Below are 14,835 nucleotides of genomic sequence, written 5' to 3'. Positions count from 1 at the left end.
GTTCAAAGCCTGAACTGTTCGCCGAGATAAGCTTGTCGTACCTGCTGGTTGGTCAGTATCTGTTGAGGATCTCCCTTCGCCAGAATTCCGCCATCACTCACAATATAGGCGCGTTGACAGATGTCGAGCGTTTCCCGCACGTTATGATCCGTTATCAATACGCCGATCCCCCTGTCTTGCAGGTGGCGTACGGTCTGCTTGATATCGCCTACCGAAATCGGGTCGACTCCGGCGAAGGGCTCATCCAGCAGAATAAACGCAGGCTCCGTTGCCAGGGCTCGCGCGATCTCCACGCGACGTCTTTCTCCGCCGGATAGCGACATGCCGAGGTTTTTCGACAGGTGCGTGATGTGAAACTCTTCCAGCAGTTCTTCGACTCGCTGTTCCCGCTGAAGCTTGCTCAGGTCCTTGCGCGTTTCCAAAATGGCCATGAGATTGTCATGGACACTCAGCTTGCGGAAGATCGAGGCTTCCTGAGGCAGATAGCCGATACCGCGTCGCGCTCGCCCGTGCATGGCCAGGCGGGTAATGTCGTCCTGGTTGATCCGAATCTGGCCGTGATCAGCTTTGATCAGGCCGACAATCATGTAAAAGCAGGTGGTCTTGCCGGCGCCGTTGGGTCCTAGCAGACCGACAACCTCTCCGCTGCTGATTTCGATCGACACATCACGAACAACCTGGCGGCCCTTGTAGCTTTTGGCCAGATGTAATGCTTCCAGTTGCATCATGGGTTCAGCCCGTTTCGACTGCTCTTGGGTTGGATAACCATTTTGACGCGCTGGTCGCCGCTTTCGCTGCTGTATGCATCGACGATCGCCTTGTCCATATTGTACACGATACGCTCACCGGTAAAGGTGTCCTGACCCTGTTCCACCTTTGCCTGTTCGCTGATCGTCACTTGCTGGCTGTTGATCTTGTACTCCATACGCAGGCCGTAGGCATGCGTGACAGGATCGCTGGCTTTGGGTTGTTGCTCAAACTCGGCGGGTTTGCCTATCGAGACGATACGGTTTACATCGCCGTCAGCCGAGCGATATAGCTCGACACGGTCGCCACGGATTTTCATTGATCCCTGAGAGATCTCTACCTGGCCGCTGTAGACAGTAACGCCGGTTTTTTCGTTGATGCTCGCGCTGTTGGCACTGATATGGATCGGTTGGCTTCGATCTTCGGGAAGCGCCAGCGTCGATTCCGCTACGCCGCTCAGCAATAGGCAGCAGAGGGTGGCTTGAAACAGGCGGTTAAGGCGCATTGTATCTACCCTGTACGTTTGAAAGCAGTTCTATTCGCTGTTGATCGAAATAGACCTCAAGCCCTACCGTTTCGGTCTGCTCTCCATCGCGAACCAGTTTTGCCGGTGCGTCAGTGCGGGCAATGTTCCGTGGCGGGTAGATCGTCAGGCTGCTGGTGGTCAGGACCCCATTGGGTCCAGATTGCGGATTATGGTGAACCTCTACATCGCCTGCAAGTTGAATCTGGCTCTGATCATCGACAATCCATCCTTCGTTGGCGCGCATTTTGTATAGCCCGCCCTCGGGTGTCGGCATTGACGTTTCCGGTTCCAGCAATTCGCTACGCGAACGCAAGGGGTAGTGTTTGAGCTCGGGTGTTTGCCACTCGCGGGCCAGGTCTCCTTCCGGTGACCAGTAAACAGTACGTGCGTCGTGCATGAAGAAATCGATGCTGGCTGCGTTCTCTTTCGAGCTTCCAGACGGTTGTTGCAGTGTATCGCCGGAGAAACCCCAAAATATAAGTACAGGGGCAATAATGGCCAGGGCTATTAGCAGGCGAATACGAGTACTGCTAAACACTTACAAATACTCCTTGAGCAGGCCGTCCAGCTTTCCTTGTGCCGCAAGAATCAACTCGCATAGCTCACGTCCAGCGCCTTGGCCGCCGGGTGTCTGGGTGATCCAATCGGCGTGCTCGCGTACGAACCAGTGTCCATTGGGCACGGTGGCGCCGAAGCTGACCCGGCGGATGGCGGCAAGATCAGGAAGGTCGTCACCGATGTAGGCGGTGTTGTCTGGACCAAACCCGGTTTCGTGCCACAACTCTTCAAGCGCGATCAGCTTGTCTTCGCGGCCCTGGCGCAGATAGGTGATGCCCAGCGCTTCGGCGCGGAGTTCGACCTGAGGGGAGCGTCTGCCGGTGATAATGGCGCTTTTGATGCCGCCTTTATGCAGGAGTTTGATACCAAGGCCATCCAGTATGCTGAACGACTTGATCTCACGGCCGTCGGCCAGAAAGTTAAGTTGTCCGGAGTTTAGAATGCCGTCTACGTCGAAAACGACCAGCTTAATATTGGTCAGCTTTTCGACCTGTGCAGGGAGCAGTTTCTCCAGCATCAGATAACCCCCGCCTTGAGCATGTCATGCATGTTCAGAGCGCCGACCGGTTTCATTGCATCATCGACCACAACCAGCGCGTTGATCTTTTTGCTCTGCATGATCTGCAATGCTTCGGCCGCAAGAATGCCCGGGTGGATGGTGGTGCAGTTCACGGTCATCACGTCATGAATGCAGGTTTGCTTGAGGTCGATCTCCTGATCCAGAGTGCGGCGCAGGTCGCCGTCGGTGAAGATGCCCAATAGCGCGCCTTGGCTGTCTGTTACCGCGGTCATGCCCAAATGTTTTCGCGTCATTTCAAGCAATGCATCGCGCACCGATGTTTCGGCATTGACAACCGGTATGGCATCGCCGGTGTGCATGATGTCATCAACCATCAGCAAAAGGCGTCGGCCGAGGGCGCCGCCGGGATGGGAAAAGGCGAAATCCTCGGCACTGAAGCCACGGGCTTCCAGTAGAGCGATCGCCAGAGCATCGCCGAGCACCAGCTGTGCTGTAGTGCTTGACGTCGGTGCCAGACCCAGTGGGCAGGCCTCACGATCGACCGGAATGTGCAGACTGACATCGGCCGCTTTGGACAGTGTTGAATCAGGGCGTGCAGTGATGCTGATAAGTGGCGCTTGCATGCGCTTGATTAGGGGGAGAATAGTAACGACTTCTGCCGTCTCGCCAGAATTGGACAGCGCCAAAACAACGTCGTCACGGGTGAACATGCCGAGATCCCCGTGGCTGGCTTCACCTGGGTGGACAAAAAAGGCGGGTGTGCCGGTACTGGCCAGCGTCGCAGCGATTTTGTTGCCTATATGACCGGACTTGCCCATGCCGGTGACAATGACCCTTCCGCGGCAGTTGATCATCAGTTCGCAAGCACGGCTAAAGCGCTGGTCGAGGTGCTGGAGCAGATTCTGCACAGCATCGAGCTCAAGCTCTATCGTGCGGCGACCGGCACGGAGGAAATCGAAGTCTGTCATAAGTGGAGATGTCTCTCTGTAAACAGTTACGGGTATTAAAGAGGGGAGTGTACAACACAGGGCTGTGCGGGCACAGCGTGGCGGCTGTTCAGATGACCCCTTCTGGGGGGATGAAGTTCACGTTTTTGTCCGGGAGTGATATATTGTCGCGCTCTGAATTAGACTGCGATGCTGCGCGCGCTGCAGCACAAGGAACTGAGTGTGAGGCCTTTCGGGCAGCTATGGATCCACTGAGCGATATAATCATCGACATTCGCGGCATGACCTTCAGCCGTGGTTCACGCACCATTTTCGACGATATCAGTATCCGCGTCCCCCGTGGCAAGGTCACTGCGATTATGGGGCCGTCCGGTACGGGTAAAACCACGCTGCTGAAGCTGATCGGCGGGCAACTGAAACCCGATAGCGGTCAGATCCTGCTGGAGGACGATGACATTCCCCGACTGGGTCGCCGCGAACTGTTTCTGGCACGCGAACGTATGGGAATGCTGTTCCAGAGCGGAGCGCTATTTACGGACATGAGCGTGTTCGAGAACGTCGCGTTTCCGATCCGGGTGCATACCGATCTTAGCCAGGACATGATCCGCGATATCGTGTTGATGAAGTTACAGGCTGTCGGTTTGCGCGGTGCGGCGAAGTTGATGCCAAGTGAACTCTCCGGTGGTATGGCCAGGCGTGTAGCGCTTGCGCGGGCCATCGCCCTCGACCCCGATATCGTGATGTACGATGAGCCGTTTACCGGTCAGGATCCTATCGCCATGGGCGTGCTGGTCAATCTGATCCGTCGCCTGAATCAGGCGCTGGGTCATACCAGTATCATCGTGTCTCACGATATTAAGGAAACGCTGGGAATTGCAGACTATGTCTACATGGTGGCAGATGGACGGGTAATTGCCGAGGGCACACCCGAGCAGCTTGCTGTCGTCGATTCCGAGCAGGTGCGTCAGTTTATGCAGGGGTTGCCGGATGGTCCGGTGCCTTTCCATTATCCGGCGCCGGATTTGATGCAGGAATTGTTACAGGAAACCCCCTAAATGCTGGATTGGATACAGTCGCTGGGTCATCGCACCCTGTCCCGGCTGGCGGCGTTCGGACGCGCCGGTCAGTTGCTGGCGCAGTCGTTGATCGCACGACCGTCGCCGATCACCATGTTCCCTCTTTTGGTGCAGCAACTCTATTTCGTGGGTGTGCTGTCGCTGGTGATTATTGTCGTTTCAGGTGGTTTTATCGGTATGGTGTTGGGCCTTCAGGGCTACACCATCTTGGTGGATTACGGATCGGAGCAGGCGGTGGGGCAAATGGTCGCGCTCAGTCTGGTTCGTGAGCTGGCACCGGTTGTGACGGCGCTGTTGTTTGCAGGGCGTGCCGGTTCTGCTTTGACGGCTGAAATCGGGTTGATGAAGGCGACTGAGCAGCTTGCCAGTCTCGAGATGATCGGCGTCGATCCGCTGCGACGGGTGATCGCGCCCAGATTTTGGGCAGGCTTTATCTCCATGCCGATACTGACCGTGATCTTTTCGGTTGTAGGGGTATGGGGTGGTGCGATTGTTGCTGTTGACTGGTTGGGGATCTACGACGGTTCCTTCTGGGCGAACATGCAGCATTCGGTTGATTTTAACGACGATGTCTTGAATGGCATCATCAAGTCGATCGTGTTTGGCGCGGTCGTGACTTGGATCGCCGTGTTTGAAGGCTATGACTGTGTGCCGACATCGGAAGGAATCAGTCAGGCAACGACTCGAACCGTAGTGTTTTCCTCACTGGCGGTATTGGGGCTTGACTTCATTCTGACAGCGTTAATGTTTGGAGAGTTGTAATAATGCGCATGCGTACAATGGAAATTGGCGTGGGCTTTCTGATGCTGGCGGGCGCCGTTGCATTGGTTGTGTTGGCACTGAATATCAGTGGTCTTAGCCTGGCGAACCAAGGCGGTGGGTATCGGGTTTACGCACGGTTTGAAAACATCGGTGGTCTGACGGCTCGGGCCAAGGTGGCCATGTCCGGTGTTCAGATCGGTGAGGTAACGGCGATCCGGCTGGATCCGAAGTTTCTCGTTGCTGAGGTGGAGATGCGAATTCGTGATGATGTCGACTATTTAAGCACGGACAGCTCTGCACAAATTTTGACCGCAGGCCTGCTGGGTGAGCAGTATATCGGTATCACACCGGGGGCCGAGGATGAAAACCTCAAGGACGGCGATCGGATTCAGGATACTCAGTCGGCACTTGTGCTGGAGGATCTGGTCGGGAAATTCCTGTTTAACAAGGTGAGTGAATAACATGAACGTGCGAAATCTGGCTTCGGCAGCTGTTCTTGGTTTTACGCTGCTCCTTCCGGCGCTTGGTGTTCAGGCTGCCCAGCCCTCCTGGCAGGAGGCGAGTGGTGTTATGGATCAAGTGACGCGTGAAATGCTGGCCGTGGTTGAAGATGAAAGCCTGAAGTCGCCGGAAAAGATCGACCAAATGATGGCCGAAGTCGAGCGGGTCATCTCTCCGGTTGTGGACTTCCCCTATATTGCCAAGCGTGTAATGGGCAAGTATTACCGCCAGGCGTCCGATGATGAGATGGCGCGTTTTTCCGACGTGTTCAAGACGACGCTTCTCAAGACCTTTGCCAAAGCGATAGTGGGTTTCGAATTTGAAACCTATGAGATCGCGCAGCCTTTGGCGGATAGCCCTGATCCAGACAAGCAGGTTGTAACGGTAAATGTTCGTGCAGCCAACGGTACTGTCTACGGTCTGGTTTATTACATGCTCAAGCAGGGTGACCGCTGGACGTTGGTAAACGTGACCGTCGACGGTGTCAACCTGCGCCTGACCTTTAAAAACCAGTTTGCCGATCTCTATCAGCGCTACAGTAGCGTCGGCGGTGTGATCGACAGCTGGGAGTCGCAGGTCGCGATCAAGGCAACCGGTGGGGAAGGCGAAAGTGACGAGGGTTGAGGAGTCGGCGCCCGGGGTTATATCACTCAGTGGCGAGCTGCTCTTCGGATCGGTTATGTCGGTGCGTGCAGAGCTTGAGACATTACTGTCCCGCCAGGAAGGTAGCTGTCAGCTGGATCTTGGTGGTGTGACACGTGTCGATAGCTCGGCACTGGCGCTCTGGCTGGCCGGCTGTCGCAAGGCGCGTCGAGACGGTATTGAGCTTTCAATTGCCAATCTTCCCGCTGATCTCAAGGCGATTGCCGATCTTGTGGGGCTGGATGGAGCCTTGAGCCAGGCTTGAATGCCTTCAGGCATGGATGAAGTATCTATTTTCGTCCATGCCGATACCTCCCTTTTGTTGCCTGGGCGGCCACGTGGTGGCCCAGCCTGCGGCGAAGCTGTATCATTCCCTCCCTGTCCCGAAGAATCCAAACTCTGCATTCGGAGTTGTGCATGCAAGCTGAAGAAGTGAAACAGATCATCGAGCGCGAGCTTGAGGGTTGCACCGTATATACAGCAGGTGAAGGCTGTGATTTCCAGATAACGGCTGTTGGCGAATGCTTCGCCGGCCTTACGCCGGTTAAAAAGCAGCAACTGGTTTATGCCTGTCTGACCGAGCAGATTGCCAGTGGTGCCATCCATGCTGTTTCTATCAAGACCTTTACCCCCGAGCAGTGGGCTGCAAAGCAGTAATACGCTCACCTGACAGGATTGCCTGATGGATAAATTGATAATCGAGGGTGGCGTCCCTCTGCGGGGTGAGGTGCGTATTTCCGGCGCCAAGAACTCAGCGTTGCCAATTTTGGCTGCAACGCTGCTGGCCAGTGAGCCGGTCACCATTTGCAACCTGCCACACCTGCATGACATTACCACCATGCTTGAGTTGATTCGCCGCATGGGTGTCGAACTCATGGTGGACGAAAAGCTCAGCGTTGAGATCGACCCGCGTCCGATTCATGATTTTTGCGCGCCCTATGATCTCGTGAAAACCATGCGTGCGTCGATTCTGGTATTGGGCCCGATGTTGGCGCATTTTGGCAGTGCCGACATATCGCTTCCCGGTGGTTGTGCCATCGGCAGCAGACCGGTGGATCTGCACATCCGGGGCCTGGAGGCGATGGGTGCGGATATCAAGGTTGAGAACGGTTATATTCGTGCACGCATGAATGGCCGGTTGAAAGGTGCCCGCGTATTTTTCGACACCGTGACCGTGACAGGCACTGAAAACATTCTGATGGCCGCGACGCTGGCCGAAGGCGAAACGGTTATCGAAAACGCCGCTCGTGAGCCGGAGGTTGTTGATCTGGCCGAGTGTTTGATCGCCATGGGGGCGGACATCAGAGGTGCCGGTACCGACACTATAACGGTTCGTGGCGTTGAAAAGCTCCATGGCTGTCGCTTCTCGGTAATGGCGGATCGGATCGAAACTGGAACATATCTTGTTGCGGCCGCCGTAACGGGTGGTAGCGTCAAGTGTCTCAACACGCGTCCGGATACTTTCGAGGCAGTGTTGCAGAAACTTGAGGAAGCCGGCGCAGACATCGAGGTGGGTGACACCTGGGTCAGTCTCGACATGTCTGGGCGCAAGCCAAAGGCAATCAGTCTGACGACTGCCCCTTACCCTGCATTCCCGACCGATATGCAGGCGCAGTTTGCGGCATTGAACACCATCGCCAACGGTGTGGGGCGGATCAAGGAGACGATCTTTGAGAACCGTTTCATGCACATGCAGGAGATGATCCGCATGGGCGCCGATATCACCATCGACGGTAATACGGCGATTATTGAAGGTGTGGAGAAGTTGCAGGGTGCGCCAGTCATGGCGACAGACCTGCGTGCGTCGGCGAGTCTTGTTATTGCCGCGCTTGTGGCCGAGGGCGAGACGTTGATCGACCGGATCTACCATATCGATCGCGGTTACGAATGTATTGAAGAGAAACTGCAGTTGCTCGGTGCGCGTATACGTCGTGTGCCGGGATGATTGAGCGAAGAGGCTAATGAAAGAACAGCTGACCATCGCCCTGTCCAAAGGGCGCATCCTTAAGGAGACGCTGCCACTGCTGGCAGCGGCGAACATTGTTCCGGCCGAGGATATTTTTTCCAGCCGTAAGCTGATCTTCGATACCAACCATTCGCATATCAAGCTTGTGGTGATCCGTGCCACCGATGTGCCGACCTACGTTGAGTATGGCGGGGCTGATATGGGGGTGGCCGGAAAGGATGTGCTGATGGAGCATGGCGGCGCAGGCCTGTATGAACCGCTTGATCTTGAGATCGCCAAGTGTCGTCTGATGGTGGCGGGCATGAAAGATGCTGCACCGGTAGAGGGGCGGATGAAGGTAGCGACCAAATTCGTCAATGTCACTAAAGAGTATTTTGCCCGTCAGGGTGCTCAGGTCGACATCATCAAGCTCTACGGTGCGATGGAACTGGCACCGATTATGGGGTTAGCCGATCGTATCGTCGATATCGTGGATACTGGCAACACACTGCGCGCAAATGGACTTGAACCGATGGAGCATATCGCGGACATCAGCTCCCGCTTTGTTGTCGGTCAGCCGTCGATGAAAATGAAGTATCGTCAGATTCAGCCGATTCTGGATCAGCTGGCCGAGGCGATAGTGGCCAAGCGTGAGGGAGGGCAGGCATGAGCAAGACGGAGATTGTGCGTCTCGACAGTCAGCAGAGCGATTTCGCGGAGCGTCTCGATGCATTGCTGGCCTGGGAGAGCGTATCCGATACCAAGGTTAACGACATCGTAAACGAGATTATTGGTCGTATTCGCAGTGAAGGCGACGCCGCGCTGGTGGAATATACCAATCGTTTCGATCGAATGAGTGTCGCCTCCATGGCAGAGCTCGAGATGGGGCAGGAGCGCTTGCAGCAGGCGCTGGACGGTCTGCCTGTTGAGCAGCGTGCGGCGCTTGAGAAAGCAGCCGAGCGCGTGCGTACCTACCATGAGCGCCAGCTGGCCACGTCCTGGCAGTACACGGAAGCCGATGGCACCATGCTTGGGCAGAAAGTGACGCCTATGGATCGGGTCGGTCTGTACGTACCGGGCGGCAAGGCGGCGTATCCGTCATCGGTGTTGATGAACGCACTGCCGGCCCATGTCGCCGGAGTTGAAGAGATCGTTATGGTCGTGCCCACGCCTGACGGTGTGGTCAACGAGCTGGTTTTGGCCGCGGCTGCGCTGGCTGGCGTCAACCGCGTGTTTACCGTAGGCGGTGCCCAGGCTGTGGCGGCGCTTGCCTATGGCACCGAAACCGTTCCCCGTGTCGACAAGATAGTCGGTCCGGGCAATATTTTCGTGGCGACCGCAAAGCGTGCCGTATTTGGTGCTGTTGGCATCGACATGATTGCCGGACCTTCGGAGATTCTGGTGATCTGTGATGGCCAGACGGATCCGGACTGGGTCGCGATGGACCTGTTTTCGCAGGCCGAGCACGATGAGGATGCACAACCGATACTGGTATCCCCTGATTCCGCGTTTATTGATCGGGTGGAAGCGAGTATTGAGAAGCTGCTGCCGACAATGGAGCGAGCCGAGATTATCGAGGTTTCACTGCGAAACCGTGCGGTGCTGATCAAGGCGCAGGATCTCAGCGATGCTGCCCGTATCAGCAACCGTGTAGCGCCTGAACATCTGGAACTCTCCGTTGCGGATCCTGAAGCGATGCTGGATGAAATTCGTCATGCTGGCGCGATCTTTATGGGACGTTATACGGCAGAGGCGCTGGGCGATTATTGTGCTGGCCCCAACCATGTATTGCCGACATCGGGCACTGCGCGTTTCTCATCGCCGTTGGGGGTGTATGACTTCCAGAAGCGCTCATCGCTGATTATGTTCTCTGAAGAGGGGGCATCGGAAATGGGCAAGGTAGCGTCAGTGTTGGCGCGTGGTGAAGGCTTGACCGCTCATGCGCGTTCGGCTGAATACCGCATCAAGTCCTGACAGCTGTTTACGTTTAAATAAAAAAGGCATGCCATTGGGCATGCCTTTTTTGTTGTTCTGTAGGCTGGCTTAATTGACGTTGGCCGGTCGTTCTGTCGTTGTGACCTCTATCTCCTGCTGTGCGCCATTGCGATAGATGGTGAAACGTACCTTCTCGCCGGGCTTCAGTCGGGCAATGGTGTTCATTGTCGTGTGGCCGTCATCGGTGATCGGCTGTTCGTCGAGCGCAAGCAATACATCGCCGGGCTGAAGTCCCGCGGTGTGTGCAGGGCTGTCTCGATAGATACCTGCGATGATCAGGCCATGCTGTTCTGGCGACAGTCCAAAAGACTCCGCCAGTCTCGGGTTCAGGGGTTGGGCTTCAACACCAACCCAGCCACGCACCACGCGTCCGCGTTCAATAAGATCTTCAAGAACTTGCTTTACGAGATCTACAGGGATCGCAAAGCCGATACCTTCGGAGCCGCCTGACTTACTGAAGATCGCAGTATTGATCCCAACCAGATTGCCATTGGGGTCGATCAGTGCACCACCGGAGTTGCCGGGGTTGATCGCAGCATCGGTCTGGATGAAATCTTCATAGGTGTTCAGGCCTAGGCTGTTGCGGTCGGTAGCGCTGATGATGCCCTGCGTGACGGTCTGTCCAACCCCGAAGGGGTTACCGATTGCCAGCACGACATCGCCGACGCGAAGTGATTCGGTCGGTGCCAGTGTGATGTCCGGCAGGTCGCCAAGGCTTATTTTCAGTACGGCTATATCGGTTTCCGGATCGGTGCCCACTGTTTGAGCGACGGCTTCCCGGCCGTCCTGTAGCGCGACGATGATGGAATCTGCACCGGCTATCACGTGGTTGTTGGTGACCACATACCCCTGAGGGTTGATAATGACGCCAGAGCCAAGACTTGAGTGAATCCGCTCTTGAGTCGGCGGAGTCTCCGAGTTGAAATAGTGTTTATAGAGTGGATCGTTGCCGATAGGGTTACCGTCGCTATCGACCAGGGTGCGGGTGTAAATATTGACAACAGCCGGTGCGGCACGATCCACGGCGTCCGCATAGCTGAACGGACCCTGCGTGCTGTTGCGTTCGTTGTTGGCCTGGCGGATTTCGACCGTCGGTGTACTCGTTAGCAGCTGTGGATAAAGCTGCAGAATGAGTGCTGCCGCAAGAATGCCTGCGATGATGGGCCAGCCGAGAAATGAAAGTATTCGCATAGGTTGATTGTGCAAAGCGGAACCGCTACTAAAAGCAACGATTATACGGATAGTCGCAGAGTAATGGGAAATACAGATGACAGATATTATTGGCGTAGAAACCGCACGGATCGTGGAGTATTGCGATCAACTGCTGCAGGCAGGGCGTTTTCGTGACTATTGTCCGAACGGTTTGCAGGTAGAGGGATGTGCTCAGGTAAAGCGCATACTGACCGGTGTCACGGCATGTCAGGCGCTGCTCGATGAGGCGGTCGCGTGGCAGGCCGACCTGCTTCTGGTTCACCACGGGTATTTCTGGAAAGGGGAGTCTGCCGCCGTTACCGGAATCAAGCAGCGCCGCCTGAAAACGCTTCTGTGCGCGGATATCAACCTACTGGCCTACCATCTGCCGCTGGATGCACATCCGGAGTATGGCAATAACGCTCGGCTGGCGAAGCTTCTCGGCATCGAGGTTCAGAGCGGCCTTGAGCCTGATAATCCGCTAAGCGTCGGAAACGTGGGCGTGTTGTCTCAGGCAGTGGATCTGCAGAGCTTTGCTGGCCGGGTTAAGGTCGCGCTTGGGCGGGCGCCGCAGGTCATAAGCGGTGGTGACCATCCTATCAGGCATATCGCCTGGTGCACCGGGGCTGCCGACAGAATGATCGAACAAGCCAAGGCGCTGGGTGCCGATGCGTTTTTAAGCGGGGAAATATCGGAACCGGTCGTACACTTTGCTCGGGAGGCGGGTATCCATTACATCGCAGCCGGGCATCATGCGACGGAGCGGTACGGGGTGCAGGCATTGGGTACTCACGTGGCGCGACATTTCGGTCTGGAGCACCGTTTCGCCGATATCGACAATCCGGTTTGAGTCGATACCGGCGATCTGTTCAGGGGTTAGCGCCGAGGGGCCCCTGCTGTCTCTTCGGTCGCGGGCGTCGAGGGATCGACGGTTGGCGCTTTGGGGTCTTCCTCATCATCCTGTTGAGGTTTCTGCTTCAAGCCGTACCCGTCAGAGAGTGTGCCCTCTTCGTCAGCGCTTTTGGGAGCATAGTCTCTCGGGGGTTCTGGTAGTTCATCGATTTCGGTGTTATCCACAGCATCGGTGACCGTCGGAATATCCTGCTTGTGCAGACGCGGTTGCAGTGAGGCCTGAAGCGACTCTCCCGCGTGTTCGCTGCTGCAAAGTGTCTGGGCACCGGATGCCAGGTGCTGATGCACCCGTCTGTACTGTTCAGTCAGGCCATTGACGAGCTCGGCAGTGGTTTCGAAGTGCTCGGTAACCTCATCCTTATAGCGATTAAGCTCGGAGCGCGCCGCATTCAGTTCGCTGGCCATCTCCTGCTGTCGACTGCTGTTACTGCGCCCGAGCAAGTACCCGAGTACCAAGCCGATGGCGATTCCGACAAGACCCAAGGTCCAGGCATTACTTGCTTCCACAACATCTCCTTAACACGACAACGTTCCTCACCAGATAAGAATATGACAATCCGACCGCTGTGCCTATCTTCCGGTTCCCTGACTTTCGTCGCGGGCCCGCTCCAGTTGGGATGACAGTGTCTCAACCTGTCTGGCGATCTGCTCACGAGCGGCTTTGGAGTCGCGCTGGGCAATCGCCTCACAAAGCGCCTGATGTTGCTCGATAATCAGATCCCGTTCGGGATATCGAAAGGCCACCATATTGCTCACCGGCTGCAAGCCCTCAATGACAGAGTGCATCAGCAGGCTTAACAGCTTGTTACCGGCCGCGTCGGCCAGTGCCCGGTGAAAGCCGACATCGGCGGTGCAGAACTGCTCCGGTTGGTCGACCAGCTTTCTCTGTGCGGAAAGGGCGGCCTCCATTCGCGCCAGATCCTCTTCAGAGCGGTTGTCGGCAGCGAGGGTGGCACAAAGCTGCTCCAGCTCCAGACGGCACTGAATGATCTCCTCGAGCGACAGGCTGTTTAATCCCGCCAGTAGCCGGGTTGAACTGGACAGGCCCTCTCCAAGCTCTGCGATATCGGGGCGGTTAATGAACGTACCGCCGGTTGGCCCGCGACGCGATCGAACAAGGTTCTGGGCCGCGAGACGTTTGAGAGCCTCCCGTATTGTCGGCCGGGAGACTCGGAAGCGCTTGGCTAACTCCTCTTCAGTCGGTAGGCGATCGTCTGCATTCAGAGTGCCGTCTGCTATGGCATTGCGGATCTGGTCTGCAATCTGACGGGGCAGGTTTTGTTGGCTGACGGGGTTGAATTCCACCTGAAGGCTCCGGGAGGGACGGCTGGTTTTTGAGAATTGGGCTAGTTTTTTAGAGTATTTCACATCGACCGCTATTTGTTAATTTGCTTGACAAATAGAGGGAGGGATTGGATTCTAATGTTAATTTGTAAGACAAATAGAGTGTCTTACTGGATATAACTCAATGTTCTCCAGATCAAGAGGTGAAGTCGATGTTCAAGGCACTGGTGCTCGATCAGGTTGAAGGCGAGACAATGGCTGACATCAAGCAGCTCGATGAATCGGTGCTGCCCGACGGTGAGGTGCTGATCGATGTCACGTACTCCTCGCTCAACTATAAGGACGGCCTTGCGGTAACAGGTAAAGGGCCGATTATTTCGAAGTTCCCGGCTATTCCTGGCATCGATCTGGTTGGCCAGGTAGTGAGTTCTGAGGATGTGCGTTTTGTGCCCGGCATGCAGGTCATCGTAACTGGATGGGGCGTAGGTGAGCGTCACTGGGGCGGAATGGCTGCTCGGGCGCGGATGAAAGCGGACTGGATAGTCCCGCTGCCGGATGGCATGACCGCGCAAACAGCGATGGCGATTGGTACCGCGGGCTTGACCGCGATGCTCTGTGTGTTGGCGTTGGAAGAGGCGGGTGTCAAGCCTGAGCAGGGGCCGGTACTGGTGACCGGAGCCTCTGGCGGTGTCGGCAGTGTCGCGATTGCGTTGCTTGCGAAACAGGGCTTTGAGGTAGTGGCCGCTACAGGGCGGGTGGAGGAGGAGCCTTATCTGCGCAAGCTGGGAGCGCAGGCTATACGGCCGAGGGACGAGATGTCGGCTGCTTGCCGACCGCTTGAGAAGCAGCGTTGGGCCGGAGTCGTCGATACCGTCGGCGGGGTGGTCCTGTCCCGTGCGTTGGCCGAAACGAACTATGGCGGGGCGGTGGCGGCCTGCGGGCTGGCTGGCAGCGCCGATTTGCCAACCACGGTGATGCCGTTCATCTTAAGAAATGTGCGTCTGCAAGGCGTGGACTCTGTCTCCTGTCCGACTGCGCGCCGCACCGATGCTTGGGCGCGGTTGCAGCGCGAGCTCGATCCTCAACTTTTTGACGATCTGGTCCAGGAGATTTCGCTGGAGCAGGTGCCTGAGTATGCGCAGCGGATCGTCAGTGGTGCAGTTCGCGGCCGAACCATCGTTAAAATCGGTGGCTAGTCGCACCGGTCACCGATCAGGGCGCAGTGCTAT

At 56.3% G+C, this 14,835-nt stretch carries 19 protein-coding genes; 11 read left to right on the top strand and 8 right to left on the bottom strand.

What is annotated here, in order from left to right:
- Positions 1-2: 2 nt before the first annotated feature.
- The 5 genes from lptB to ADIMK_RS13970 are packed head-to-tail and all read right to left on the bottom strand — an operon-like array spanning position 3 to position 3,319.
- Complete coding sequence (lptB, locus tag ADIMK_RS13990; RefSeq protein WP_036189258.1) at positions 3-728, bottom strand: LPS export ABC transporter ATP-binding protein; 726 nt, start codon at positions 726-728, stop codon at positions 3-5.
- Positions 725-1,252, bottom strand: a complete 528-nt coding sequence (lptA, locus tag ADIMK_RS13985; RefSeq protein ID WP_051692966.1) for a lipopolysaccharide transport periplasmic protein LptA — start codon at positions 1,250-1,252, stop codon at positions 725-727. The genes lptB and lptA overlap by 4 nt, the downstream gene beginning before the upstream one ends.
- Positions 1,242-1,811: an LPS export ABC transporter periplasmic protein LptC gene (gene lptC / locus ADIMK_RS13980; protein WP_036189256.1), complete on the bottom strand. Its 570-nt coding sequence runs from the start codon at positions 1,809-1,811 to the stop codon at positions 1,242-1,244. Before lptC ends, lptA begins: the two co-directional genes overlap by 11 nt.
- On the bottom strand, positions 1,812-2,348 hold the full coding sequence (locus ADIMK_RS13975; protein ID WP_036189253.1) for a KdsC family phosphatase: 537 nt from the start codon (positions 2,346-2,348) through the stop codon (positions 1,812-1,814).
- Positions 2,348-3,319, bottom strand: coding sequence for a KpsF/GutQ family sugar-phosphate isomerase (locus ADIMK_RS13970; protein WP_036189251.1), 972 nt, complete (start codon positions 3,317-3,319; stop codon positions 2,348-2,350). The genes ADIMK_RS13975 and ADIMK_RS13970 overlap by 1 nt, the downstream gene beginning before the upstream one ends.
- Positions 3,320-3,540: 221 nt before the next feature.
- Here ADIMK_RS13970 and ADIMK_RS13965 point away from each other — a divergent pair, with 221 nt between their 5' ends.
- The 9 genes from ADIMK_RS13965 to hisD all read left to right on the top strand — a co-directional run bounded on the left by ADIMK_RS13965 (position 3,541) and on the right by hisD (position 10,198).
- Positions 3,541-4,353 carry an ATP-binding cassette domain-containing protein gene (locus ADIMK_RS13965; RefSeq protein WP_036189248.1) on the top strand — a complete coding sequence of 271 codons (813 nt, stop codon included), beginning with the start codon at positions 3,541-3,543 and terminating at the stop codon, positions 4,351-4,353.
- Positions 4,354-5,136 (top strand): lipid asymmetry maintenance ABC transporter permease subunit MlaE, encoded by a 783-nt coding sequence (gene mlaE, locus ADIMK_RS13960; RefSeq protein WP_036189245.1) that lies wholly within the window; start codon positions 4,354-4,356, stop codon positions 5,134-5,136. It abuts the gene before it with no gap.
- Between the two features lie 2 nt (positions 5,137-5,138).
- Positions 5,139-5,597 carry an outer membrane lipid asymmetry maintenance protein MlaD gene (mlaD, locus tag ADIMK_RS13955; protein WP_036189242.1) on the top strand — a complete coding sequence of 153 codons (459 nt, stop codon included), beginning with the start codon at positions 5,139-5,141 and terminating at the stop codon, positions 5,595-5,597.
- A gap of 1 nt (position 5,598) precedes the next feature.
- Positions 5,599-6,261 (top strand): MlaC/ttg2D family ABC transporter substrate-binding protein, encoded by a 663-nt coding sequence (locus ADIMK_RS13950; RefSeq protein ID WP_051692965.1) that lies wholly within the window; start codon positions 5,599-5,601, stop codon positions 6,259-6,261.
- Positions 6,248-6,544, top strand: coding sequence for an STAS domain-containing protein (locus ADIMK_RS13945; protein WP_051692964.1), 297 nt, complete (start codon positions 6,248-6,250; stop codon positions 6,542-6,544). The genes ADIMK_RS13950 and ADIMK_RS13945 overlap by 14 nt, the downstream gene beginning before the upstream one ends.
- A gap of 152 nt (positions 6,545-6,696) precedes the next feature.
- On the top strand, positions 6,697-6,936 hold the full coding sequence (locus ADIMK_RS13940; protein WP_036189239.1) for a BolA family protein: 240 nt from the start codon (positions 6,697-6,699) through the stop codon (positions 6,934-6,936).
- Positions 6,937-6,961: 25 nt separating this feature from the next.
- Complete coding sequence (murA, locus tag ADIMK_RS13935; protein ID WP_036189234.1) at positions 6,962-8,224, top strand: UDP-N-acetylglucosamine 1-carboxyvinyltransferase; 1,263 nt, start codon at positions 6,962-6,964, stop codon at positions 8,222-8,224.
- A gap of 16 nt (positions 8,225-8,240) precedes the next feature.
- Positions 8,241-8,894: an ATP phosphoribosyltransferase gene (hisG, locus tag ADIMK_RS13930; RefSeq protein WP_036189232.1), complete on the top strand. Its 654-nt coding sequence runs from the start codon at positions 8,241-8,243 to the stop codon at positions 8,892-8,894.
- Positions 8,891-10,198: a histidinol dehydrogenase gene (gene hisD / locus ADIMK_RS13925; RefSeq protein WP_036189229.1), complete on the top strand. Its 1,308-nt coding sequence runs from the start codon at positions 8,891-8,893 to the stop codon at positions 10,196-10,198. Before hisG ends, hisD begins: the two co-directional genes overlap by 4 nt.
- Before the next feature lie 69 nt (positions 10,199-10,267).
- On the opposite strand, the gene ADIMK_RS13920 is transcribed toward hisD, so the two are convergent.
- A complete protein-coding gene (locus tag ADIMK_RS13920; RefSeq protein WP_036189227.1) occupies positions 10,268-11,410 on the bottom strand; it encodes a trypsin-like peptidase domain-containing protein in 1,143 nt (380 codons plus the stop codon).
- A 76-nt stretch (positions 11,411-11,486) separates the two neighbouring features.
- Between ADIMK_RS13920 and ADIMK_RS13915 the strand changes: the two genes are divergently transcribed.
- Complete coding sequence (locus ADIMK_RS13915; protein WP_036189226.1) at positions 11,487-12,260, top strand: Nif3-like dinuclear metal center hexameric protein; 774 nt, start codon at positions 11,487-11,489, stop codon at positions 12,258-12,260.
- A gap of 26 nt (positions 12,261-12,286) precedes the next feature.
- Here the strand turns inward: ADIMK_RS13915 and ADIMK_RS13910 are convergent, their stop codons facing one another.
- Together ADIMK_RS13910 and ADIMK_RS13905 are read right to left on the bottom strand one after the other, a co-directional pair.
- Positions 12,287-12,829, bottom strand: a complete 543-nt coding sequence (locus ADIMK_RS13910) for a Z-ring associated ZapG family protein (protein WP_036189224.1) — start codon at positions 12,827-12,829, stop codon at positions 12,287-12,289.
- A 63-nt stretch (positions 12,830-12,892) separates the two neighbouring features.
- Positions 12,893-13,627 (bottom strand): FadR/GntR family transcriptional regulator, encoded by a 735-nt coding sequence (locus ADIMK_RS13905; protein ID WP_036189221.1) that lies wholly within the window; start codon positions 13,625-13,627, stop codon positions 12,893-12,895.
- Positions 13,628-13,818: 191 nt separating this feature from the next.
- Here ADIMK_RS13905 and acuI point away from each other — a divergent pair, with 191 nt between their 5' ends.
- Positions 13,819-14,802: an acrylyl-CoA reductase (NADPH) gene (gene acuI / locus ADIMK_RS13900; RefSeq protein ID WP_036189218.1), complete on the top strand. Its 984-nt coding sequence runs from the start codon at positions 13,819-13,821 to the stop codon at positions 14,800-14,802.
- Positions 14,803-14,835 lie beyond the last annotated feature (33 nt).

Origin of the sequence: Marinobacterium lacunae (assembly GCF_000705555.1) — a bacterium.
Taxonomy (GTDB): domain Bacteria; phylum Pseudomonadota; class Gammaproteobacteria; order Pseudomonadales; family Balneatricaceae; genus Marinobacterium_D; species Marinobacterium_D lacunae.
This window is presented reverse-complemented; position numbering and strand designations above follow the sequence as displayed.